Raw genomic sequence first — 23,715 nt, forward strand, 5'->3', positions numbered from 1 at the left:
TGGGGCTTCACACTCACGTGAGCGCGTGTGTTCAGGCATAGCGGGCGGTTGGACGGCAGTGGTGGCTGGCACGGGATCGGGCTTGGTGGCGAACTCGGTCTTCGGGGCGAGCCCGGCCGCCCGGCACCGGTCGGGCTGATCGGTCCACGAGCGCGGAATGCGGAATGTAGAACTCGCGGTCCACTGCAGCGTGTCCGCGCCGGCTTGCGTAACCAGGTAGACGGCGACCTGGGAGTTCTCGATCCGGCCTGCGGTGCCGGTGTACTGCCGTTGGACGCCGACGGTGTGGCTTGCCCTTCTTCATGTCTCCGGTCTCGTCCGCTACGAGCACCGCTCGATCGTCGTGCAAGTTCTCGACCACGTATTCGCGCAGGTCGTCGCGAACCGCGTCGGCGTCCCACTCGGCACGGTTGAGCATGTGCTGCATGCCGTCCGGAGTCGCCTCACCGGCCCACTCGGCGATCGTCCAGCAGTTCTTGCGCGGCGGGCCGCGAGCATCCCGAGTATCAACCGCCGTACCCGGTGACGGGGTTCGACCCGCATGAACCGGCCCGTAATCCGGTCCATCAGGCCCTCAAAGGCCAGCTGCCACCGTGCAGCGTCTACAAGCCAAGGGGCCTCACCTCGCTTCGACGTCGCCAGGGGAAGACCATTGATCAGCGGGGCATCGGCATCGGCCCGCGTGTCGGCCGACAGTGCGACTGCGGGCGGCCGCTCGCAGTCGCGATGCTCCGGACGGGCAGAACGTCGAAGTCCTGCCGGAGTGCTCGGGGACGGCGGAGGTGTCGTGGGCGAGGTGGTCGGTTCGCCGGTGGCGGGGTGGGGGTGGGGGTGCACAGGAAGTCGGGTGGGTCGACTTCCTGTGTCGGGCGGGGGTGGCTGCTGGCCTTGAATCCGTGATGTCGGCCGGCTGTCGGAGGTCAGGCCCGAGGCGGTGCGGCCCGCAGGGGGGTGGGCTGGGCGCGGTGGCGGGCCCGGGTGGCCCGGCGCTCCCCGGCCTCGGCGAGGACTGCGGCCCGGGCTTCCGCTCCGGTGTCGAACGGCGCCGGGTAGAAGCGGGTGCAGGCGCGGCGGTGCCGTTCCCAGTCGTCCTTCCAGAACTCCACCGTCCAGCCCGGCCACAACTCCGGTACCCGGTAGGCCTCTGGGGTGGAGGAGAGGGACCACCAGCCCAAGCGGCGGCGCTCCGGGTCGAGGTGGATACCGGAGTTGACATGCAGGCGGCAGGCTCCGTGCTCCGGGGCATCTGCCAGTCGGTCGAGCAGCGACTCTCCCTCACGGACGGGGTGGTCGAAAGCCTCAGAGGCGACGTGGCAGCCACCGGAGCCAACGGTGACCACCACACCGCCCGGGTCGGGCCAGGCCAGATCCTCCGCCTCGGGAGCGAGGAACGGGGCCAAGGTCAGGTCCGCATCGCGGCACCGGACGTACTCCGGGTCCAGCCCGACGTAGGCGCGCAGTTCGGCCGCGCCGTCGTACAGCCAACGGACCTCCCAGCCCGGCCACGCCACTCGGATCAGCTCGAAGATGGCCGCGCGGTGACGGAGCTCAGTGCTCGGGCCCTCCCGGGCGAAGAACAGGAGCACCTTTCGGCCGAGGTCGAGCAGCACCCCACCCTGGGCGACGGTGTCGTCCAACCACCAGCCGTCCTGGTGGAGTTCGGGAAGCATGGCGAGTACCGCGGCCGGCCCGTCCAACAGGTCGAGGTCGATTCCGACCGCCCACCCGGTCCGGTACAGCTCATGTGTGCCGTTCTCGCGGACCACGATGACGTTGGCTCTGTCTCCCATGGGGTCAGAATGACCGGGCCGGGAGCTACCGGCCATCCCTTTTCCGCTCGTCAGTCAGACGTGATCAGGCCAGTGCCGGTCAGGCAGCCGTCGGCCAGGTCCGGACGGTACCGGATCTGCTGGAGCCGGTGGTGCCCTCCTGAGGGTTGAGGTCCGGCGCGTAGGTGGGTGGCTGGACAACGCTGAGCCAGTCTCTGTTCGCGGCGATGAACTCCCGCAGCGGCTTGGTCAGGTGGATGCAGACGCTGGATACGCCCCAACGGTTACCGGAACCGACCGACGGCCTTCAGGCGAACAGCCCCGACACCACTCGATCACGTTCAGTGTCGGGCGCCGAAGGCGTCGTGGACGAGGCGGTCGGCCCAGTGGTGGAGGGCGGGGGTGAGGGGCGGGTGGGTGAGGCCGGCGGCGGTGGCGAGACGGTCGGCGGAGGTGGTGTCGTAGCGTTCCTCGGAGAGGAAGGTGAGGGTCTCCGGGTCGGCGCCGGTGAGGGCGCGGGGGAGGCGGCGGACGAGGGGGACGGGGACCAGGCCGCGGGGTGGGCGGACGCCGAGGTGGGTGGCGAGGAGGGCGACCAGGTCGGGGAGGGCAGGGGTGGTCGGGTCGAGGACGGTGTGGGCGGCGACGGGGGCGCGGTCGTGGACCGGGACGGCGGCCAGGAAGCGGGCCAGATGGTCGACGGTGACGACGGGGACGAAGGTGCGGCGGGTGCCCGGCAGCAGGGGGAGGCGGCCGCGGTGCAGCTGGTGCACCAGTTGGGCGAGGCCGAGGTACTGGCCGGCCTCGCCGGTGGTCGAGTGGCCGATGACGCTGCTCGGGTTGACGGTGGTGAGCGGGACGCCGAGCCGGGGTGCGGTGACGCGGACGGCGGCGTCGGCGAGTTGCTTGGAGGCCTCGTAGGCGCCGAGGCGGGCGTAGAGGGCGTCGGTGGTGCCGGGGTCGAGCGGGTGGCGGGGGGGGGGGTCGCGGCCGACCCGGTAGCCGGAGAGGTGGACCAGGCGGCGCAGTTGGGGCCGGGTCGCGGACCAGTGCAGTGCGTGGAGGGCGCCGTGGAGGTTGGCGGGCTCGGCCTGGGCGCGGGTGAGGCCGAACTGGTAGCGGGCGGCGAGGTTGTGGACGTCGCGGACCTTGCCGAGGCGGGCGTCGTCCTCGGGGGAGAGGCCGAGGCCGGGGCGGGTGAGGTCGGCGGTGACGGTGGTCAGCGGGGTCGGGTCGGTGTCGTGCTCGCGCAGCCAGGCGCGGAGAGCGGTGCCGCTCGCGGTGGTGCGGACGGCGGCGGCCACGGGCTCGCCGCGGCCGAGGAGTTCGAGGAGCAGCCAGCGGCCGAGGAAGCCGCCGGCGCCCAGGACGAGGGTCTGCGGGGGCGGGGGAGTGGGTGGCATGAGCGGTCTCTGCTTTCTGTGGACCGATCGGCATATTTCGGTAGACCGATCTGCATAATTTCTGGGCATGATGGAGCGGGGGCGACTGGCGGGCGAGTGGTGATGCGGCCGAATCTTGGATAGCTAGACCGGTCTGCATATTTTTTGGCGAGCGGTCAGTGCTGCATCGAGCCGGCCGCAGGGCGCCCGTGCAGCGGCAACGGCTACGAGCGGCCGGACGCCTTCGCGCCGAGGAGGTGGAGGACGGCGTGCCGGGCGTCGTCCAGGGGCTCGCGGCTGCGTCGGACCGAGGCCAGCAGCACCGCGCCCTCCATCAGGGCCAGGGCCTGGCCGGCGGCCACCGCGGCCTCGGCCGGGCGGAAGCCGCTGGCGGTCAGCTGCTCGGCCAGGATGCGCTGCCAGCCCTCGTACACCTCGGCGCACACGGCGCGCAGTGCCTCGTTGGTCCCGGCGACCTCCAGGGCGACGGTGGCGATGGGGCAGCCCTTGGTGTAGTCGGAGCGGGCCAGGCGGTCCGCGAACACCTCGGTGAGGTGTCGGCTGAGCGCGGCGGCGTCGGCTCCGTCGGCGGCGAGTCCGGTCAGCAGGTCGGCGACCTCCTGGCCGGACTGCAGCAGTGCGGCCGCGACCAGTTGGTCCTTGCCGCCGGGGAAGTGGAAGTAGAGGGAGCCGCGCGGTGCGCCGGTGACGGCCAGGACCTGGTTGAGGCCCGTGCCGGAGTACCCGTGCTGCTCGATCAGTTCCCGGGTGCCGGCGATCAGCCGGGCCCGGGTCTCCTCGCCCTTTGCTCCCATGGACGGAGACTGTAGACCGGTCTGCATAATCCTGTCGACCACATTTCTGTCGACCACATTCCTGCCGACCGCAGGCCCGGCGACGCGCTGCCCCGGGCGGAGGCTCCGCGGTGGCTGCTCAGGCCCGCAGCTCCGGCGGGAAGCCCGTCCAGCGCAACTCCTCGGGCAGGTGGGACTGGTCGTTCAGGAGGAGGACGGCGGAGGGGCGGCCGGGGGCGAAGCGGAGCACGGTGAGCGCCGCGTTGGCCGCGTTGAGGCCGAGCCAGCGCCAGGCGGGGGCGTCCAGGGTGTGGCGGACCAGCCAGCCGATCAGGAAGGCATGGGTGACGACCAGTTCGTGCCGGTCCTCGGGGCCGTCGACCGGTCCGGTGAAGCGGTCGACGGCCCGGCGGGCCAGTTCCGGTCCGCGGGAGAGCTCCTCGGAGGAGGCCTGGGCCAGGAAGCGCAGCAGGAACTCGGCACTGTCGGCGGGCAGTTCGTCGGCTGACGGCAGATACGGGACGTAGTCGCCTGCCTCCTCGCAGGCGGACACCGGTACTCCGCCGAGCTGGTCCCCGATCAGCCGGGCGGTCTGCGCGGCCCGGGGTAGCGGCCCGTGGTGGACGGCCGTGAGGGGGCGCTGCGCCAGGCGGCGGCCGAGCAGCACGGCCTGCCGGCGGCCGGTGGGGCTGAGCCCGTCGTGGTCCGCCCCACTGTTCGCCTCGCCACCCACCTCACCGGCTGACCCGCCACCCGACCCGCCACCCGACCCACCATCCGACTCGCTGCCGGCCGGGCTGTGGTGGGCCGCCTCGCCGTGGCGGGCGAGGTACAGGTAGCGGGTGGCGCGGTCGGTCACGGGCAGGCTCCGGGGGTTCGTTCGGTGGGACGGGGTCCGGTCCCGGAGTGTGACGCCCGTGCGGCGGGTGGTGGTTCCGGGGCCCAGGTCCCAGGTCCCAGGTCAGCCGGAGTGGGCCCGGTTCAGCAGGGCGAGTTCCTCGGCCGTCAGCCGCAGGGCGCCGGCCGCGATGTTGTCCTCCAGGTGCGCCACGTCGCCGGTGCCCGGGATGGCGAGGACGTGCGGACCCCGGTGGAGCGTCCAGGCGAGCCGGACCTGGGCGGTGCTGACGCCGCGCGCCTCGGCCACCGTCCGGACCTCGCCGGGTTCCGCCCCGGCGGCGGCGCCGCCCTCACGCCCGGCGCCGGCGATGGCGTAGAACGGGACGAAGGCGATGCCCTGCTCGCCGCAGAGTCGCAGGACCTCGTCCTGGGCGGGCGAGGCGCCGATCCCGTACGGGTTCTGCACGCAGGTGACGGGGGCGATGGCCCGGGCCTCGGTGAGCTGGTGCGGGTGGACGTTGGAGAGGCCGAGCTGCCGGATCAGTCCGGCCTGCCGCAACTCGGCGAGTGCGCCGTAGCGTTCGGCGATCGAGTCGGTGCCCAGGATGCGCAGGTTGACCAGGTCGAGGTGGTCGCGGCCGAGCTGGCGCAGGTTCTCCTCGACCTGGGCGCGCAGCGCCTCGGGGGTGCGGGCGTGGTCGATCCACCGGCCGTCGGTGCCACGGGCCGGGCCGACCTTGGTGGCGATCACCAGGGCGTCGGAGTACGGGGCGAGGGCGCGGTTGATCAGCTCGTTGGCGGAGCGCAGCGGGGAGAAGTAGAAGGCGGCGGTGTCGATGTGGTTGACGCCCAGTTCGACCGCGCGACGCAGTACCCGCAGGGCCTGGTCGCGGTCGCGCGGTACGGCGTCCGGTACGAGCGCCGGCCCGGTCTGCGGCAGGCGCATGGTGCCGAAGCCGATCCGGTGGACGGTGCGGTCGCCGAGCTGCCAGGTGCCGGACGAGGCGGCGGACACGGAAGCGCTGGTCGGGGAAGCGCCGGTCGGGGAAGCGCTGGTCGAGGTGGTGTCGGAAGTCATGCTGGTCATGATCGCGATTGAACTAACCTGATCGCCACTGATTCGGACATGTGTGAATCCACGGGGGAAGGCGTTGGCGGAGCTGCTGTTCACGGCAGGTGACCTGGCCCGGATGCGGTTCGCGGTCGCACCGATGTGGGAGGTCGGGCCGAGCCTGCGTCTGCTGCGCTCGGGAGCGCCGCACGCCGTCCACGGCCCCTGGGTGGAGCAGGTCCGGCCCCGACTGGCGGCGCTCGGCCCGGCGTACGGGCTGCTCGCCGAACTCGTGCCGCCCGCCGGGTACGTGCCGGACTTCCTCAATCCGGCCCCGACCGGACCCGCGCCGACCCTGGCCGGGGAACTCGCCGCGATCCGGGCCACCCCCGCCGGGCAGGTCCGGCGCGACCTGGACCGACTGGCGGCGGACCAGGCCGACCAGGCGGACCAGGCGCACCGGGCGGACCGGGGCACGCTCGGGCCGAGGCTGCGAGCCCTGTACGCCGACCCGGAGGCCGGGCTGGCCCGGCTCGCCGAGGCGGTCGAGGCCTACTGGGAGCTGGCCCTCGCGCCGTACTGGGCGCGGATCCGCGCCGTCCTCGACGCCGACGTGCTGTACCGGGCCCGGCAGGCCGCCGAGCACGGCGCCGAGCGGGTACTCAACGACCTGCACGCCGAACTGCGGTGGACCGACGGCGCCCTGCGGCTGAGCCGGCGCTCCCGCCCGATGCCCCGCCGCACCGCCGGGCCGGGCCTGCTGCTGATCCCCTCCGCGTTCACCGGCCCCGGCCTGTTCACCCTCCTCGCCCCGCCGGCTCCTCCCCAACTCGCCTACCCGGCCCGGGGGATCGGCCGTCTCTGGACCGCGGGGCCACCGGCCCCCGGCACGGCGGCCCTCGCCGCGGTGCTCGGCCGCTCCCGCGCCCTGCTGCTCGCCGAACTCGCCGCCCCCGCCTCGACCACCGAACTCGCCCACCGCACCGGCCTGTCGCCCTCGGCCGTCTCCCAGTACCTGACGGCGCTGCGGGACGCCCGCCTGGTGAGCGCCCACCGCGCCGGGCGCTGGGTGCTGTACGCCCGGACGGCCACCGCCGAGGCGCTGCTCGACCCGGACGGCTGACGGGCGCCTCGGCTACGGTGGGAGCAGGGTGGTAACCGCAGCGTTCGGACGGGGGAGACATGACGGCAGTCGGCGTTCCGGGCCCCGAGCCGGACTGGGGTCCGGCACCCTCCTACCAGGGCGGCAACCCCAACCCGGCCTTCCAGCAGAGCATGTGGGAGTACGCCGCCGGTACATTTCGCCTGGTGGCGGGCCTGCAGCCCCCGCTGGACGTGCTCGCGGCGCGCCTGCGGCTGACCGTCGAGCGGGGCTGGGAGGACCTCGGCCCGGTGGACGTCGCCATGTTCCGCATCGGGAGGACGTCCTTCGCCCTGAGCAGGCTCGGCGGACAGGTTCCCCCGTGCACGTTCGTCTGGTTGAGCCGCTCGGTGGACGACCCGGAAGCGGCCCTGGACTCCCTGCTCGACGCTCTCGGCATCGGCCGTGAGGCCCTGGCGTTCCGCGGCAGCGTGGAGACCGGCTTCGAAGACCTCAACGGGTGGAACGGGTAGCGGCGTCGGAGCCATCGGCCCTGCTGCGCGGCGGAGTTGGCGGCCGGGCCGGACCGACTAGGCTGCCCGACATGGAGCAGGAACAGCCCGTGGACGAGGCGCCGGTCCCGCTGACCGCCTTCGACGGACGCATCGCCCTCGACCCGGTCACCCGGATCGCCACCGTGGACGGCCGGGAGGTGCAGCTCACCCGCCAGGACACCCGGGCGCTACGTACCCTGATCGAGCTCGGCGAGGGGATGCACGACCTGCGGGACATCCGACTGCACGGCTGGGACGGCCTGTCCGACCACCGGGAGCTGCGCCACCCGATGGCCGTCCTGCGGGCCAAGCTCGGCGAGCCATCGTGGGTCGTCCGGGAGCGGGACCGGGACCGGGAACGGGAGCGGGACCGCTACGGACTGCGGCCCCCCGGCCCGCCGCCGTCTGGGAAGCTGCGGGCATGACGTTTCCGCTCCTTCGCTGCGCCGTCCTGGACGACTTCCAGAGCGTCGCCACCAGCTCCGCCGACTGGACCCCGGTCGCCGACCGGGTCGAGGTGACCGCCTTCCGTGAGCACCACACCTCGGAGGAGGAACTGGTCGCCGCGCTCGCCGGGTTCGACATCGTGGTCACCCTGCGCGAGCGGGTGCCGTTCCCCGCCACGCTGTTCGCCCGGCTGCCCCGTCTCAAGCTGCTGGTCGCCTCCGGCATGCGCAACTCGGTGATCGACCTCCGGGCCGCCGAGGCGCACGGCGTGACCGTCTGCGGTACGGCCAGCTCCGGCACTCCGCCGGTCGAGCTGACCTGGGCGCTGCTGCTGGGCCTGGCCCGCGGTCTCGTCCAGGAGAACACCGCGCTGCGCGAGGGCGGGCCCTGGCAGAGCACCGTCGGGGCCGATCTGCACGGCCGGACGCTCGGAGTGCTCGGTCTCGGCCGGATCGGCTCCGCCGTCGCCCGGGTCGGGCTGGCCTTCGGCATGGAGGTGCTGGCCTGGAGCCGGAGCCTGACCGACGAGCAGGCGGCCGCGGCGGGTGTGCGCCGGGCCGCCTCGAAGGAGCAACTGCTCGGGGAGAGCGACTTCGTGTCGGTCCACCTCGCGTCGAACGCGGGCACCCGGGGGCTGATCGGCGCCGCCGAGCTCGCTCTGATGAAGCCGGAGGCCTACCTGGTGAACACCTCCCGGGCGGCGATCGTCGACCAGGACGCGCTGCTCGCGGCCCTCACCGGCGGCCGGATCGCGGGGGCCGCGGTGGACGTCTTCGACGTCGAGCCGCTGCCCGCCGACCACCCGATGCGCCGCGCGCCCCGGCTGCTGGCCACCCCGCACCTGGGGTACGTCTCGCAGGAGAACTACCGGCGGTACTTCACCGAGGCGGTGGAGGACATCGCGGCGTTCCTGGCGGGTGAGCCGATCCGCCGTCTGGGCTGACGCTCGCGCCCCGGCCCGGCCACCGGTCGCATACTGACGGCATGACGAGCGGAGACGGTGGCCGGGGTACGGGCCGACGCGGGGTGCTGCGGGCGGGTGCGGCGGCGGTGCTGCTGGGCGCGGCGGGGTGTACGAGCGGTACGAAGTCCGCCGTGGCCCCGGCGAGTTCGACACCGGCCCCGGCACAGGCCCCGACAGCGGCCCCGTCCCCGACCCCGTCCCCGACAGCGCCCCCCGCAGCGACCCCGCTGCCCAACCCACCACTGTGGCAGCCCGGCCCCGGCGAGATCCAGCCCGACGTCAAGCGCCGCGCCGTCGAGCTGGTCGCCGCGCTCGGCGCCTGGCCGCCCGGCGGGCAGGGGTCCGGGGCGGCCCGGGCCCGGGTGGCGGCGCTGGGCCTGCCGCCGGGCCTGGCGGACGGGGCCGGGCGGCTCGCCCCGGCGGCGCCGGAGGCCGCCGTGGAGGTGGTCGACGCCCAGTACGGCGGGATCCTCGCCGACTCGGCGAGCGTGCTGGTGGTCTGCCGCCAGTGGACCAGGCAGCCGGACGGCTCGGTGGCGGCGGGCGGCATCACGGTGGACGTCCGGCTGAGCCGGGCCGAGCCCCGCTGGACGGTCACCGCCGTGCACCCCGGCGACCCGGGCCCGGCCGCCGGGTCACCCGCCGCCACACCCGCCGCCTCACCCGCCTCACCTGCCGCGCCCGCCGCACCCACCCCCGCGGTGGCGAAGGTGCTGGCCGAGCCGAGGATCGAGCTGCCGCCCGAGGCCGCCGCCGATCTGCTCAGCGGCACCGTCCACGACAGCGTCCTGACGGCGATGCTGCGGCTGGCCGGCCCGTACGCGCTGTCGGTGAGCGTGGTGCGCACCGGTCACCCCCTGGACGTCTTCGGGACGACCCGGCCCAGCGACCATCCGCTGGGCCGGGCCTTCGACGTCTGGCGGATCGACGGCCGGGCCGTGGTGGACCCGGCCACGCCCCGGCAGCTGATCGAGTCCTTCATGCGGGACGCGGCGGCGGCCGGTTCGTACAACGTGGGCGGGCCGGTGGCGATCGCGGGCGTCGGCAACCAGTTCTTCACCGATGACACCCACCACGACCACGTCCACGTCGGGTTCACCGGCTGATCCGACAACGTCGGCCGGCCGGGACCTAGTTGACGTTGACGCCGCTCCAGGCCGCGGCGACCGCGTTGTACTCGGTGCTGCCGGCGCCGTAGAGGTCGCGGGCGGCGTTGAGCGAGGCGGCGCGGGCGCCCTTGTAGTTGGTGGTGGAGGTCATGTAGACGGTCAGCGCGCGGTACCAGATCTTGGCGACCTTCTGGTTGCCGATGCCGGTGACCGTCGACTTGTTGCAGGTGGGGCTGTTGTAGGTGACCCCGTTGATGGTCTTGGTGCCGCTGCCCTCGCTGGCGAGGTAGAACCAGTGGTTGCCGACGCCGGAGGAGTTGTGGACGTCCAGCTTGCCGACCGAACTGCTCCAGCAGTCGGCCGACTTGCCGTCCAGCGAGGGCTTGTCGAAGCGGCGCAGCCACGGCGGGGTGGACTGGTCGCTGAACAGGTAGTCGCCGGTGTCGATCTTGTTGTTGGCGTACCACTCGACCATGGTGCCGAAGATGTCGCTGGTCGACTCGTTGAGGCCGCCGGACTCGCCGCTGTAGCGCAGGTTGGCGGTGGCGCTGGTGACGCCGTGGGTCATCTCGTGGCCCATGGTGTCGAGGTCGACCTGCTCGGGGTCGGTGGTGCCGTCGCCGTCGCCGGTCATCATGCAGAAGCAGCTGTCGGACCACTGGGCGTTGTCCCAGTTGGTGCCGACGTGGACGAAGACGGTGGCGCCCTTGCCGTCGTTCTTGATGCCGTTCCGGCCGTGCACGTTCTTGTAGTAGTCGTACGTCCAGGCGGTGTTGGCGTGGGCGTCGACGGCGGCGGTGGCGCGGTTGGTGGAGAACTTCTTGCCGTCGCCCCAGACGTTGGTGGTGCTGGTGAACGGGGTGCCGGAGCTCGCCTTGATCGAGCTGGCGGACAGGTTGCCGGCGTCCTTGGTGACGTGGCCGCGGACCGGGTCGGTCAGGGTGTAGCCGCCGTTGGCCGGGGTGGTGTCGACGGTGACCTGGCCGGTGTACTCGGAGTTGCCGGTGCCGGCGGCCTGGTGCTCGGCGTCGTAGGACTCGATCTGCTCGCCGGTGGTGGCGTCGGTGACGACGACCTTGCCGGCCGGCTGGCCGTGCTCGCCGGTGCCCTCGACGACGGTGCGCCAGGCCAGTCGCGGGGTGCCGTCGGCGGCCCAGACGACCAGTTCGGGGCTGCTGGTGGCGTCCCGGACGCCGGGTGCGGCGGAGATCGCGTTCGCGGCGCCGGCCTGGGCGGGGACCTTGGGGACGGTGGTCTTCACGGCGGCGTCGTGGGCGGCCGCCCGGGAGGTGTCCTTGAGCCTGCCGCGGGCGTCCTGGTGGACGACCAGGTCGCCGCCGACCACCGGAAGGCCCTGGTAGGTGCGGTCGAAGCGGATGTGCGAGGCGCCGTCGGCGTCGAGGACGACGTCCTTGAGGACGAGGTCCTGGCCCGCGCCGTAGCCGAACACCCCGGCGTTGTGGGTGACGTTGGCGCGGGCCTGGGCGATCGCGGCCTCGCGGGTGGCGGGGGCGGCGGAGGCCGTGGTGGGGACGGCCACGGCGGCGAGGGCGGCGACGACGGCTATCGCTCCGGCCGTGCGGGCACGGCGGGACGAGGAGTTGGGGCTCACTCTGACTCCGGTGGGGGTGGGGTGCAGGGAAAGGGGCTGCAAAGAGCTGCGACCGAGATTGACGGCGATCAGTCAGGTCGGGCTAGAGGAAAGGTCATAACTTTGCCAAGTTGTGTCCTGGTCCAATCAAAAATGATCGGAACTTAACAAGCCGTCTACGCTGCCGTCGTGACGATCGACTACCAGTGGCGCGGAGCGCTCACCGACCCCGAACTCGACCGCCTGCACGCGGACGGCTTCGGCCACCCCCTCGAACCAGGCCAGTGGCTGGCCCGCCTGGCGCGGCACAGCCTCGGCTGGGTCACCGCCCGGCGGACCGCCGACGGCGCCCTGGTCGGCTTCGTCAACCTCGCCTGGGACGGCGGCACCCACGCCTTCCTGCTGGACACCGTGGTCGCACCGGCCGCCCGGCGGCACGGCGTCGCCACCCGGCTGGTCGGCGAGGCCGCCGACGGCGCCCGCAGCGCCGGCTGCGCCTGGCTGCACGTCGACTTCGAGCCCCACCTGCGCGCCCTCTACCTCGACGCGTGCGGTCTGCGCCCCACCGAGGCGGGGCTGTTGGCGCTCTGACGCCCTATGCTTCCGCTCCATGGACGGATGGGTGGGGGCCTGGACCGGCGGGCGGGCGGCGGTGCACCTGGGCAATGTCGCGGACTTCAACGCGCAGTTCTTCGCCCCGGGCATGGACGCCGCGCAGCGGGCGCGACGGCTGCGGCAGGCGCACCACTACGCCTGCCTGGCCGTCGGCTACAGTCCGGAACCGGCCGTGCTGGTGCTGCCCGCCGAGGTCGACCGGGTCTGGACCGACTGGCTGGGCCGGGAGTTGGGCTGGGGTCCGGTCGAGGTGCACACCGGGGTGGCGGGCGACCGGACGCTCGCCGAGGCGCTCGCCGCCCGCCCCGCGCTGGCCGCCCGGATCGCCGACTCCGGCCACCCGGTGGTCAGTTGGGGCCGTACGGCGGCGCAGGGCGAGGGGCCCGAGCTCGACACCGTCCGCCGCTACGAGTCCAAGGCCGCCGCGCACGGGCTGTTCGCCGCCCTCGCCCCCGAGCACCCCGGGGTCGTCGTCCCCGCCCAGGAGCGCGTGGGGAGCCGTCGCCGCGCCGCGCACAGACTCACCGTCCGGGCCGTCCGGGGCCTGACCACTGTCCTCAAGAGCCCGTACGGCGTGGGCGGTTACGGCACCGTCGTGGTCGAGCCCGCCGAGCTGTTCGCCGCGGGCGGCGGAGGCGCCCTGCTGCGCCGCCTGGTGCGCTCCGAAGTCCTTCCTCCGGAGGGCGAGTTGCTGCTGGAGGAGTACGTGGACCCGGGCCCTTCCGCCCGGCTGCGGGACCTCACCTACGACGCCGTGATCGGCCCGGACGGCACCGTGCACCCGGTCGGGGCCGGCGTCATGGAGGTGGCCGGCACCCGCTACCAGGGCGTCACCGTCGGCCCCGGCACCGTGCCGCGGGCCGCCGCCGACACGGCGCGCGGGTTCGCCCTGGCGGTGGGGGAGCGGCTGGCCGCCGAGGGCCACCGCGGTTGGTACGACGTCGACTTCGTCACCGACCGGCAGCGCCGCCTCGCCCCCACCGAGATCAACCTGCGGCTCACCGGCCCCGCCGTCGCCTTCGTCCTGCGCGAGCGACTGGACCAGGTGCGCGGCCCCGGCCACCTCGTCCGCACCCTGGACGCGCTGCCGCTCGGCGCCCGGCTCGCCCCCGAGGCGCTGCACGAGCACCTCGACCGGCTGCGCCCGCGCTGCGCCCGGCTCGGCGTCACCTTGCTGCCGCTGATCCCGACGGCGGCCCACGACCCGGAGCCCGCCGTCGGCCTCGCCCTGGCCGGGCCCGACGCCGAGGCGCTGGACGCCGCGCAGGCGCTGGTCGAGGCGGCCAACGGCGCGCTGGCCGGGATGTTCGAGGCGTTGCGCTGAACGCCGGCCCGCAGGCAGGAGCTTGAGGACGGACCCTAGTGCCTCCTCCCCGCCTTCTGCTTCTGCACGGTCTTCGGCCGGCTGAGCAGGAAGACCACGACCACCATGGCGGCCAGCATCAGCGGGACATTGAAGACGTAGACCATCACCACCTCGCGGGTCCAGTCGTTGGCCGCGGTGAGCCGGTAGAGGTTGTCCTGCGGCCACCAGGAGGCGAGCAGCCAGAAGATCGACAGGTAGGTGACCACGGACAGCCTGAACGACCGGCCCTGTCGCAGGACCGAGGGGAACCCGAAGAACAGGAAGGCCATCCCGGCGCCGAAGGAGAGGTTCTCGAAGAAGTAGAGCAGCTCGAACCAGGTGTGGTAGCCGCCGTCGGGCACCGCCGAGAGGTCCGTCGCGCCCTTGAAGAAGACATTGGTGAGGCCCCACGCGAAGAACGCGACGACGATCGCGATCGCGACCGCGCAGCCGATCGGGTCGGAGTCCGAACCGCCGCGCCCGCCGCCGCCCTTGCCGCTCCGCCCGGCCCCGCCCTTGCCGCCGCGCCCGCCTCCGGCCTTGGCCGAGCGCGGGGCGGTGTGCCCCGGCGGGGCGGGCAGCGGCAGCTTGGAGCGGTCGAGCTTCCCGGCGCGGGTGCGCGGCAGTTCGGGGACGACGACCACGGCGGTGGGGTTCGAGAAGCCCCTGAGCTGGGTCAGCAGGTACTGGGTGAGCGACCAGCCGTCCGTCCCGTCCCGGTCCGGCGCTCCTTGTACGGGCACCGCGTAGCCGACCAGCTGCCGCTGTCCGGGCCGCGTTTCCATCTCGACCACGACCGCCTCCCGCACCTTCGGGTGGGTGCGCAGCGCGCCCTCCGCACGGGCCGCCACCTTGACCCGGGCGACCACCGTGGTCGGCCGGTCCGCGCCGAGCGGTCCGACCACGGTGGTGGCCCGGCCGACGAACTCCAGGACGCCGTCCTCCCGCAGCACCCCGAGGTCGCCGGTCAGCAGCACCCGGCCGTCCGGATCGAACCTCGCCCGGATGAAGCGGCGGGCGGTGTCCACCGGCCGGCCCAGGTAGCCGCGGGTCAGGCCGGAGCCGGCGACGGCGATCTCGCCGACCCGCCCGGGCGGCACCGGGGTGGCCCGGGGGCCGAGCACGTACACCCGGGTGCCGGGGAAGGGCCGGCCGACCAGCGAGACCCGCTCCGCGCCGGGGGCCGCGGCCGCGCCGCGCACCTCGAACCAGGTGCTGTCGACGGTGGCCTCGGCCAGGCCGTAGACGTTCAGCACCCTGGTGCCCTCGCCGAGCAGCCGTTGCAGCGCCAACTGCTCGTCCAGGTACCACTTCTCGGCGCCGACGGTGAGCAGCCGTACTCCCGGCAGCCCGGCGCGGGTCACGGACAGCAGGTCGGTGAGCCGACGCGCGGTGCGGACGTTCAGCTCCATGACCGTGATCCGCTCCTCCGCGACCAGCGTGGGCAGCGCGGCGAGGTCGGCGGTGCGGTCCAGCGTGAGGTTGAACGGGGTGACCACCAGGGTGGCGCCGGTGCCCAGCGCGCGCACCCAGTCGGCGGTGAAGACGTCGAACTCCAGGCTGGCCGTCTGCAGGATCCGGTCCTCGGGCGTCAGCCCGTACACCTCGCGCCAACCCGCGTACGCGGCCAGCAGGTTGCGGTGCTCGACCAGCGCGCCGGTGGGCAGGCCGGTGGAGCCGGAGGTGTAGAACACGCAGGCGAGGTCGCCGGGGGTGACCTCCGGCCGCTCGAACCCTCCGTCCGGCCGCTCGAACCCGCCGTCCGGCCGCTCGAACCCGCCGTCCGGCTGGTCCTGGTCGTCGACGCAGACCACCTCGGCGCCGCCCGCGTCCGCGAGCCGGACCAGGTGGCGCCGCTCGGTGACCACCAGGCGGGGCGCGGCGTCGGTCAGCACGTGCCGCAGCAGTGCGTCGGGCGCGGTCGGCTCCAGCGGCACGAAGGCGGCGCCCGCCTTGAGTACCGCGAGCAGCGCCACGTACACCTCGGTGCCCCGGCCCAGCGCGACCGCCGCCAGGCCGCCGGGGGCCAGCCCGCGCCCCACCAGTACGGCCGCCAACCGGTCCGCCCGGGCGTCCAGTTCCCCGTACGTCAGCTCCGCCTCGCCGCAGCGCACCGCCACCGCCCCCGGCGCCCGGCGGGCCTGCCGCTCGACCAGACCGTGCAGACTGCCCGGCCGTTCCTCGTCCGCCACCATCACGCCTCCCCCTCGCCCCCACGGAAGAGCACCATGTTCCTCCCAACTCCTCCCGCACGACAGGGTTCTGGACGGTTCACTCCTCGGACGGCCCGGCCCGGCCCGGCCCGGCCCCGGCCGACGGTTGTACGGTGCACACGGACGGTCGGCGCCGGGCCGGTCGGGTACGGCGCCCCGCCCCCCTGACCGGCACCACGATCGGAGAATCGCCCCATGGCCCCGTCCTTCGACGGCCCGCTGCTGCGCACCCAGGACGTCGACGTCGTGCGCGACGGCCGGCACCTGCTGCGCGGCATCACCCTGGAGATCCGGCCCGGCGAGCACTGGGCACTGCTCGGCCCCAACGGGGCGGGCAAGTCCACCCTGCTCGCCCTGCTCGGCGCGGTCTCCCACCCCACCCGCGGCACGGTGGACGTGCTCGGCCGCCGGCTCGGCCGGGTCGACATCCGCGAGCTGCGCGCCCACCTCGGGCACGTCAACCCGCGCCACCCGCTGCGCTCGCCGCTCAGCGTGCGCGAGGTGGTGCTCACCGGCCACACCAACACCATCGAGCCGGAGTGGCACCGCAAGCCCGCCCCCGAGGCGGTGGAGCGGGCCGAGGAGCTGATCGAGACCCTCGGCATGGCCGCGATGGCGGACGCCCCGTGGACCACGCTCTCCCAGGGCGAGCGCGGCCGGGCCCTGATCGCCCGCGCGCTGATGCCCAGCCCCCGCCTGCTGCTGCTCGACGAGCCCGCCACCGGCCTCGACCTGACCGCCCGCGAGCTGCTGCTGGACAGCCTGGACCTGCTGCGCCACCAGCACCCCGAACTGGCCAGTGTGCTGGTCACCCACCACCTGGAGGAGCTGCCGGAGAGCACCACTCACGCGCTGCTGCTGCGCGAGGGCGAGTGCCTGGCGGCCGGTCCGGTGGACGAGGTGATGACCACGGAGCTGATCAGCGCGACCTTCGGCCACCCGATCCGGATCAGCCGCCAGGACGGCCGCTGGACGGCCCGCGCCGCCGCCCGGCGCGCGCCGGGGAGGTAACGGTTCGGGCAGGGCAGGGGGCCGGGTATGGACGGTAAAGACTTCTTACGTAAGGTATGCCTTAGCTAATCAGGAGGCACCGGCCCGGCCGGCGCTTTACCCGGCCTTGGCACCCCCATGCCCTTTTCCGTTGGAGCCCCCATGTCCGCCCGCCGCCGTTCCACCGCAGCCGCGCTGCTCAGCCTCGCCGTGGCCACCGCCGCCCTGGCCGGCTGCGCGTCGAAGAAGGACGACAAGGCGGGCGGCTCGGACGCGGTCAAGGTCAACGCCACCGACACCGCCTGCGAGGTCTCGAAGACCAGCTTCCCGGCCGGTCACGTGGTGATCGACATCAGCAACAAGGGCTCCAAGACCACCGAGGTGTACGTCTACGCCGCCGGCGACAAGATCGTCACCGAGCGGGAGAACATCGGCCCCGGGACCAAGGCCAGCATCAACGCCGAGATCAAGGCCGGCAGCTACGAGGTCGCCTGCAAGCCCGGCATGGTCGGCGACGGCATCCGCCAGAAGATCACCGTGACCGGCGACAGCGGCAGCGCCGCCCCCGCCGACCCGCGCCTGGCCGCCGCCGTCGACGCCTACCGCAAGTACGCCCAGGAGCAGGCCGACGCCACCGTCCCGGCCGTCGAGGCCTTCGCCGCCGCGATCAAGGGCGGCGACCTGGAGAAGGCCAAGTCGCTGTACGCCCCCTCGCGCACCGGCTGGGAGCGCACCGAGCCGGTCGCCGAGAGCTTCGGCGACGTCGACCCCAAGACCGACACCCGCGAGGACAAGCTGGAGCAGGGCCAGGCCTGGACCGGCTGGCACCGGCTGGAGAAGGCCCTCTGGGCCGACGCCAGGATCGGCGACGAGGAGAAGACCCTCGCCGACCAGCTGGTCGCCGACCTCAAGGACTGGCAGAAGAAGATCCCCGAGGCGGAGATCACCGCGACCAGCATGGCCAACGGCGCCAAGGAACTGCTCGACGAGGTCGCCACCAACAAGATCACCGGTGAGGAGGACCGCTACAGCCACACCGACCTCGCGGACTTCCAGGCCAACGTCGAGGGTGCCCAGAAGGCCTACGAGCTGTTGAAGCCGGTCGCCGCCGAGAAGAACCCGGAGCTGTCGAAGACCCTCGACTCCGAGTTCACCGCCATCAACGCCCTGCTCGCCAAGTACAAGCAGGCCGACGGCACCTTCACCCCGTACGACAAGGTCACCGAGGCCGAGCGCAAGACCTTCTCCGACGCGGTCAACTCGCTGGGCGAGCCGCTGTCGAAGCTGGCCGCCGCCGTCGTCGTCAAGTAGCCCACCGCCGAACCGGGTTCGGCCGTCACCGCAGCTCCGTAGTTCCGCAGGCCAGCAAGCCGGTAGGCCAGCGGTTCCGCAGGTCAGCAGTTCCGTAGTTCCGCAGGTCAGTAGTTCAGCAAGAGTGAGAAGGGCCCGCCCGCCGATGGACGCCGAGAACGAGCAGCAGCAGGGCGCTCCGGCCGCTGCCGCCACCGCCAACCCGGGCGCGGTCAGCCGCCGCGCCGTCATCGGCTGGGCCGGCGCGGGCGTCGCGCTCGGCGCCGCGGCCGTCGGGTCGGTCGCGGCGGCGAGCCGCCAGGACGACGACCCCGTCCCGGCGGCCGCTGCGACGGTCGCCGCGGAGGTCCCGTTCTACGGCGACCACCAGGCGGGCATCGCCACCCCCGTCCAGGACCGGCTGCACTTCGCGGCCTTCGACGTCTCCGAGAAGGCCACCCGGGAGTCCCTGGTCAAGCTGCTCAAGGAGTGGACCAAGGCGGCCGCCGCGATGACCGGCGGCCGCGAGGTCGGCACCGGCGCCGTCCCGGCCTCCGCCGAGGCCCCGCCGGACGACACCGGGGAGGCCCTCGGCCTGCCCGCCTCCCGGCTCACCCTGACCATCGGCTTCGGCCCCGGCCTGTTCGAGAAGGACGGCGTCGACCGCTTCGGCCTCAAGGCCCAGCGCCCCGAGGCCCTGATCGAGCTGCCCACCTTCAAGGGCGACAAGCTCGACCCGCTTCGCAGCGGCGGCGACCTGTGCGTCCAGGCCTGCGCCGACGACCCGCAGGTCGCGGTGCACGCGATCCGCAACCTGGCCCGGATCGGCATGGGCACCGTCAACATCCGCTGGTCCCAGCTCGGCTTCGGCAAGACCTCCTCGACCACCCCGGACCAGCAGACCCCGCGCAACCTGATGGGGTTCAAGGACGGCACCCACAACATCGCGGGCAGCGACGGCGCCAACCTCGCCGAGCACGTCTGGGCCGCCCCCGGCGACGGCCCGGAGTGGATGACCGGCGGCTCCTACCTGGTCGCCCGGCGGATCCGGATGCACATCGAGACCTGGGACCGCGCCCCGCTCAAGGACCAGGAGGACACCTTCGGCCGCACCAAGGGCGAGGGCGCCCCGTACGGCAAGGCCAAGGAGCACGACGCCCCCGACCTCAAGGCGATGCCCGCGACCTCCCACGTCGCCCTGGCCCACCCGGACGCCAACAACGGCCTGATGATCCTGCGCCGCGGCTTCTCCTTCACCGACGGCACCGACGGCCTCGGCCGCCTGGACGCCGGACTGTTCTTCCTCGCCTACCAGCGCGACACCCGCAAGGCCTTCGTCCCGCTCCAGCAGCGGCTCGCGGCCACGGACAAGCTCAACGAGTACATCCAGCACGTCGGCTCCGCCCACTTCGCCTGCCCGGCGGGTGTCCGCAAGCCGGGGGAGTGGTGGGGTCAGGCCCTCTTCGGCTGAGCCTTCCCACCTCCAACACCTCTAGGAGTCAGCCGTGTTCGGCAACTACCTGATCGGCCTGCGCGAAGGCCTCGAAGCCAGCCTGGTCGTCTGCATCCTGATCGCGTACCTGGTCAAGACCGACCGCCGGGACAAGCTGCCGCCGGTGTGGCTCGGCGTCACCGCGGCCGTGGTGCTCTCCATGGTCTTCGGAGCGGTCCTCCAGTTCGGGTCCTCGCAGCTCACCTTCGAGGCCCAGGAGGCGCTCGGCGGCTCGCTGTCGATCATCTCGGTCGGGCTGGTGACCTGGATGGTGTTCTGGATGCGGCGCACCGCCCGGCACCTCAAGACCGAGCTGCACGGCAAGTTGGACGCGGCGATCGCGATGGGCACCACGGCGCTGGTGGTCACCTCCTTCCTGGCGGTGGGCCGCGAGGGCCTGGAGACCGCGCTGTTCATCTGGTCCGCGGTGCAGGCCACCGACGACGGCTGGAACCCGCTGGTCGGCGCCGCGCTCGGCCTGCTCACCTCGGTGGTCCTCGGCTGGCTGTTCTACCGCGGCGCGTTGAAGATCAACCTGGCCAAGTTCTTCACCTGGACCGGCGCGATGCTGGTCGTGGTCGCGGCAGGCGTCCTCGCCTACGGCGTCCACGACCTCCAGGAGGCCGGCTGGCTGCCCGGCCTGCACGCCACGGCCTTCGACATCTCCAGCACCATCCCCAAGGACAGCTGGTACGGCACCCTGCTCAAGGGCGTGTTCAACTTCCAGCCGGACCCGACGGTGCTCCAGCTGGTCGTCTGGCTGGCGTACCTGCTGCCCACGCTGGCCGTGTTCTTCAACCTGTTCGGGAACCGGGCGAAGCCCGTCACGGCCAAGCCGGCCGCCTGACCCGGCCGTTCACGGCACGCACCGCACTCCACCGCACTTCACCGCACCGCCCCGCCCGGCACCCGCCGGGCGGGGCGGTGTCGTTTCGGCACTACGCCCCCATGCTCCGGTTCGGAGCCACGTCCAACCCGTCCTGGAACGAGGTCTCCAGGGCGAGGGGCGCGGGCGAGGGGCAAGCACGGGGTACGGACGAGGGGTACGGACACGCACCGACGCCGGAGCCCCGGACGGTTCGACCGCCCGGGGCTCCGGTGGGGTTGTCGAGGCGCGGGACTACTCGCTCTTGATCGCGCCCAGGATGTCCAGCTTCGCCGCCCGGTGGGCCGGCCAGAGCGCGGCCAGCAGGCCGATCACGGCAGCCGCGAGCAGGAACCCGAGGATCTGCAGTGGCGGCACCACGGTGCTGAGCCCCTTGAGGTCGCCCGCCATCGTCCGGACGACCGCCCAGGCGGTCAGGATGCCGAGGCCGATCCCGACCAGTCCGCCGAACAGCGCGATCAGCAGCGACTCCAGCCGGACCATCCGGCGGATGCCGAGCCGGTCCAGGCCGATCGCCCGCAGCATGCCGATCTCCCGTCGGCGCTCGAACACCGACATCGCCATGGTGTTGACCACGCCGAGGACGGCGATCACCACGGACATGCCGAGCAGCCCGTACATCATGTTCAGGATGTTGGTGACGGCCTGGCGGCTTTCCGCCTTGATGTCCTTGTCGCCCTTGACCGCGATCAGCGGGTTGCCGCCGGTGGCGTCGCGCAGCGCCTGCTTGAGCTGCTCGGTCGCGCCGTGCTCGCCCTTGACGAGGACCTTGTTCGGGCCGGAGCCGGGCTCCGCGTGCCGGCCGACCACGGCGTCCGGGGCGATCACGCTGGCCAGCGCGGTGTTGGCCTCCAGGATGCCGCCGATGGTGAGCGAGCCCTTGCTGCCGTCCGGGTAGGTGACGGCGAGGGTGTCGCCGACCTTGTAGCCGGCGCTCTGGGCGCGGCCGGTGCTGACCAGCAGCTTGCCCTGCTTGAGGGCGTCCGCGGAGCCCTCCTTGATCTTGACGGTGGCCAACCGGTCGATGGTGGTGGCGTCCACCGCGGTCATCCACTCGGACCGGTCGTCGGCCCCGTCGACGGTGACCGGGACGGTGCGCTCGGGGCTCATCGCGCTGACGCCGGGGGTCTTGGCGATCTGGGTGGCGACCTCGTCGGACAGCATGGTGCCGTTCTGCATGGCCACGGTGTAGTCGGCCTTGATGTCGCTGTCGGTGGAGTCGTCGACGGCCTTGTTCACCGAGGCGCCGATCACGGTCAGCGAGGTGATCAGCGTGACGCCGATGGTCAGCGCCGAGGCGGTGGCGGCGGTGCGGCGCGGGTTGCGGACGGCGTTCTCCTGGGCCAGCTTGCCCGGGGTGCCGTACACGGCGCGCAGCACGGGGGCCAGCAGGGCGATCAGCGGCCGGGACAGCAGCGGGGTCAGCACGAACACGCCGAGCAGCAGCGCGGCCGCGCCGAGGCCGACGAGCTTGACCTCCTTGCCGCTGATGCCGGCGGCCAGCGAGCCCAGCCCGGCGACGGAGAAGAGCAGGCCGACGGTGTTGCGGACCACCAGGCTCTTCTGGGTGGCGGGCTGCTCGACGGAGCTCATCGCGGCGACCGGAGCGATCCGGGAGGCCCGGCGGGCGGGCAGCCAGGCGGCCACCAGGGTCACCAGCACGCCGACCGCTAGCGCGGTCAGGACGGTGGTGGGGGCGATCACCAGCGGGCCGTCCGGCAGGTTGGCGTCCATCGGGCCGTTGAGCAGCGCCTTGAGGCCGACGGCGATCCCGACACCGGCCAGCAGGCCGCCGATCGAGGCGGTCAGGCCGACGAGCACGGCCTCGACCTTCACCGAGCGGGTGATCTGCCGGCGGGTGGCGCCGACGGCGCGCAGCAGCGCCAGTTCCCTGGTGCGCTGGGCGACCAGCATGGAGAAGGTGTTGGCGATGATGAAGATGCCGACGAACAGCGCGATGGCGGCGAAGCCCAGCAGGAAGGTGTTCAGGATCTTGGTGCCCTGGGCGATCATCTTGTCCTGCTCGGCGGCCAGGTCGCGGCCGGTGCGGGCGTCGATGTTGTCGCCCTGGGGCAGTGCCTGCTTGACGGCGGTGAGCAGCGCGGCGTCGTCGGTGCCGGGCTTGGCCTTGACGTCCAGCGACGCGTAGCGGCCGGGGCTCAGGTAGAGCCCCTGGGCGGTGGCGTCGTCGAAGGCGGCCAGCGAGCCGCCGGCCATCACGCGCGGGTCGTTGGTGTGCAGGGTGCCGGTGAGCTTGAGCTCCATGACCGGGCCGTTGACCGCGACCCGGACGGTGTCGCCGAGCTTGAAGCCGCCCTTCTCGGCAGTCCGGGTGTCCAGGGCGATCTCGGTGGCGCTCCTGGGGCCGCGGCCCTCGACCAGCGGGTAGCGCGGGTCGGTGCCGTCGGCGCCCGGCACGTAGTTGGTGCCGGTGGTGGAGAAGCCGTTGCCGATCAGCGCGCCCTTCTTGTCCGCGATGCCGGCGAAGCCGCTGACCACGCCGCGGGCGTCGGCGACGCCGGGCAGGGCCGCGATCTTCTTGCGGGCGTCCTCGGTGAGGGTCGGGGTGTCGGCGTTGTGGCGGGCGCCGTGGTTGTAGCCGCGGCCGACGGCCGCGTCGTCGCTGACCGTGACGGCGATGTCGGCGTAGCTCTTGGAGTTCTGGCTCCGGAGGGCCTGGCCCATGGTGTCGGTGAAGATGAGCGTGCCGGCGACGAAGGCGGTGCCGAGCATGACGGCGAGCATCGTCATCAGCAGGCGGCCCTTGTGGGCCAGTACGTTGCGCAGTGCGGTGCGGAACATGGGGGAGCGTCAGTCCTGGGGGTACTCGGGGGCAGGTGGGCTCGGACGTGCGAACGGGCTCAGCTGGTGCGGCCCTTGGCGTCGAAGCGGCGCATGCGGTCCAGGACGGTGTCGGCGGTGGGGTTGTGGAGTTCGTCGACGATCTTGCCGTCGGCGAGGAAGACGACGCGGTCGGCGTAGGCGGCGGCGACGGGGTCGTGGGTGACCATGACGACGGTCTGGCCGAGTTCGCGTACGGAGTTGCGCAGGAAGGAGAGGATCTCGGCGCCGGAGCGGGAGTCGAGGTTGCCGGTGGGTTCGTCGGCGAAGATGATGTCGGGCTTTCCGGCGAGGGCGCGGGCGCAGGCGACGCGCTGCTGCTGGCCGCCGGAGAGCTGGGAGGGGCGGTGGCCGAGGCGGCCGGAGAGGCCGACGGTGTCGACGACGCGGTCGAGCCAGGCCTGGTCGGCCTTGCGGCCGGCGATGTCCATGGGGAGGGTGATGTTCTCCAGGGCGGTCAG

21 protein-coding genes are annotated in these 23,715 nt (G+C 73.1%); 11 read left to right on the forward strand and 10 right to left on the reverse strand.

The annotated features are described in order from the left end of the window. Positions 1–31: 31 nt before the first annotated feature. From ACFXPX_RS19515 to ACFXPX_RS19540, 6 genes are all read right to left on the reverse strand, one after another. Complete coding sequence (locus ACFXPX_RS19515) at positions 32–427, reverse strand: transposase (RefSeq protein WP_380642437.1); 396 nt, start codon at positions 425–427, stop codon at positions 32–34. Between the two features lie 493 nt (positions 428–920). Next, positions 921–1,790, reverse strand: a complete 870-nt coding sequence (locus ACFXPX_RS19520) for a hypothetical protein (protein WP_380592276.1) — start codon at positions 1,788–1,790, stop codon at positions 921–923. Positions 1,791–2,110: 320 nt separating this feature from the next. Continuing rightward, entirely contained in the window at positions 2,111–3,172 is a 1,062-nt protein-coding gene (locus ACFXPX_RS19525; RefSeq protein WP_380642439.1) for an SDR family oxidoreductase, read from the reverse strand. A 203-nt stretch (positions 3,173–3,375) separates the two neighbouring features. Next, on the reverse strand, positions 3,376–3,966 hold the full coding sequence (locus tag ACFXPX_RS19530; RefSeq protein WP_380642441.1) for a TetR/AcrR family transcriptional regulator: 591 nt from the start codon (positions 3,964–3,966) through the stop codon (positions 3,376–3,378). Positions 3,967–4,084: 118 nt separating this feature from the next. Beyond that, entirely contained in the window at positions 4,085–4,804 is a 720-nt protein-coding gene (locus ACFXPX_RS19535; protein ID WP_380642443.1) for a histidine phosphatase family protein, read from the reverse strand. A gap of 102 nt (positions 4,805–4,906) precedes the next feature. Next, positions 4,907–5,872 (reverse strand): aldo/keto reductase, encoded by a 966-nt coding sequence (locus ACFXPX_RS19540; protein WP_380642445.1) that lies wholly within the window; start codon positions 5,870–5,872, stop codon positions 4,907–4,909. Between the two features lie 103 nt (positions 5,873–5,975). Here ACFXPX_RS19540 and ACFXPX_RS19545 point away from each other — a divergent pair, with 103 nt between their 5' ends. The 5 genes from ACFXPX_RS19545 (at position 5,976) to ACFXPX_RS19565 (ending at position 9,988) form a co-directional block, all read left to right on the forward strand. Beyond that, a complete protein-coding gene (locus tag ACFXPX_RS19545) occupies positions 5,976–6,959 on the forward strand; it encodes a DUF5937 family protein (RefSeq protein ID WP_380642461.1) in 984 nt (327 codons plus the stop codon). Between the two features lie 59 nt (positions 6,960–7,018). Beyond that, a complete protein-coding gene (locus tag ACFXPX_RS19550; protein ID WP_380642447.1) occupies positions 7,019–7,450 on the forward strand; it encodes a hypothetical protein in 432 nt (143 codons plus the stop codon). Positions 7,451–7,521: 71 nt separating this feature from the next. Further along, on the forward strand, positions 7,522–7,896 hold the full coding sequence (locus tag ACFXPX_RS19555) for a hypothetical protein (protein WP_375895717.1): 375 nt from the start codon (positions 7,522–7,524) through the stop codon (positions 7,894–7,896). Then, the gene (locus ACFXPX_RS19560) at positions 7,893–8,861 is read left to right on the forward strand and encodes a D-2-hydroxyacid dehydrogenase family protein (protein WP_380524288.1); all 969 of its coding nucleotides are present in this window, start codon (positions 7,893–7,895) and stop codon (positions 8,859–8,861) included. The genes ACFXPX_RS19555 and ACFXPX_RS19560 overlap by 4 nt, the downstream gene beginning before the upstream one ends. A 41-nt stretch (positions 8,862–8,902) precedes the next feature. Next, positions 8,903–9,988, forward strand: coding sequence for a hypothetical protein (locus tag ACFXPX_RS19565; protein ID WP_380642449.1), 1,086 nt, complete (start codon positions 8,903–8,905; stop codon positions 9,986–9,988). A 25-nt stretch (positions 9,989–10,013) separates the two neighbouring features. Here ACFXPX_RS19565 and ACFXPX_RS19570 read toward each other — a convergent pair whose 3' ends face one another. Next, a complete protein-coding gene (locus ACFXPX_RS19570; protein ID WP_375895723.1) occupies positions 10,014–11,603 on the reverse strand; it encodes a M4 family metallopeptidase in 1,590 nt (529 codons plus the stop codon). A gap of 168 nt (positions 11,604–11,771) precedes the next feature. On the opposite strand from ACFXPX_RS19570, the gene ACFXPX_RS19575 reads away from it, so the two are divergent. Both ACFXPX_RS19575 and ACFXPX_RS19580 read left to right on the forward strand, forming a co-directional pair. Continuing rightward, positions 11,772–12,173 carry a GNAT family N-acetyltransferase gene (locus ACFXPX_RS19575; protein WP_380524283.1) on the forward strand — a complete coding sequence of 134 codons (402 nt, stop codon included), beginning with the start codon at positions 11,772–11,774 and terminating at the stop codon, positions 12,171–12,173. Between the two features lie 19 nt (positions 12,174–12,192). Then, the gene (locus ACFXPX_RS19580; RefSeq protein ID WP_380642451.1) at positions 12,193–13,521 is read left to right on the forward strand and encodes a hypothetical protein; all 1,329 of its coding nucleotides are present in this window, start codon (positions 12,193–12,195) and stop codon (positions 13,519–13,521) included. 35 nt (positions 13,522–13,556) lie between these two features. Here ACFXPX_RS19580 and ACFXPX_RS19585 read toward each other — a convergent pair whose 3' ends face one another. Then, the gene (locus ACFXPX_RS19585) at positions 13,557–15,737 is read right to left on the reverse strand and encodes an amino acid adenylation domain-containing protein (protein WP_380642453.1); all 2,181 of its coding nucleotides are present in this window, start codon (positions 15,735–15,737) and stop codon (positions 13,557–13,559) included. A gap of 213 nt (positions 15,738–15,950) precedes the next feature. Here ACFXPX_RS19585 and ACFXPX_RS19590 point away from each other — a divergent pair, with 213 nt between their 5' ends. The 4 genes from ACFXPX_RS19590 to efeU all read left to right on the forward strand — a co-directional run bounded on the left by ACFXPX_RS19590 (position 15,951) and on the right by efeU (position 20,374). After that, positions 15,951–16,766, forward strand: a complete 816-nt coding sequence (locus tag ACFXPX_RS19590; RefSeq protein WP_380642455.1) for an ABC transporter ATP-binding protein — start codon at positions 15,951–15,953, stop codon at positions 16,764–16,766. 141 nt (positions 16,767–16,907) lie between these two features. Next, positions 16,908–18,056, forward strand: coding sequence for an iron uptake system protein EfeO (gene efeO / locus ACFXPX_RS19595; RefSeq protein ID WP_380524273.1), 1,149 nt, complete (start codon positions 16,908–16,910; stop codon positions 18,054–18,056). 145 nt (positions 18,057–18,201) lie between these two features. Further along, the gene (gene efeB / locus ACFXPX_RS19600) at positions 18,202–19,506 is read left to right on the forward strand and encodes an iron uptake transporter deferrochelatase/peroxidase subunit (RefSeq protein ID WP_380592297.1); all 1,305 of its coding nucleotides are present in this window, start codon (positions 18,202–18,204) and stop codon (positions 19,504–19,506) included. Positions 19,507–19,540: 34 nt separating this feature from the next. After that, complete coding sequence (gene efeU / locus ACFXPX_RS19605) at positions 19,541–20,374, forward strand: iron uptake transporter permease EfeU (protein WP_380592299.1); 834 nt, start codon at positions 19,541–19,543, stop codon at positions 20,372–20,374. Positions 20,375–20,647: 273 nt separating this feature from the next. On the opposite strand, the gene ACFXPX_RS19610 is transcribed toward efeU, so the two are convergent. Together ACFXPX_RS19610 and ACFXPX_RS19615 are read right to left on the reverse strand one after the other, a co-directional pair. Beyond that, complete coding sequence (locus tag ACFXPX_RS19610) at positions 20,648–23,215, reverse strand: ABC transporter permease (RefSeq protein ID WP_380642457.1); 2,568 nt, start codon at positions 23,213–23,215, stop codon at positions 20,648–20,650. Between the two features lie 59 nt (positions 23,216–23,274). Continuing rightward, a partial coding sequence (locus ACFXPX_RS19615; RefSeq protein ID WP_380642459.1) for an ABC transporter ATP-binding protein occupies positions 23,275–23,715 on the reverse strand: 441 nt, incomplete at its 5' end.

This window comes from Kitasatospora sp. NPDC059146, from assembly GCF_042786665.1.
In the GTDB taxonomy this organism is placed as follows: domain Bacteria; phylum Actinomycetota; class Actinomycetes; order Streptomycetales; family Streptomycetaceae; genus Kitasatospora.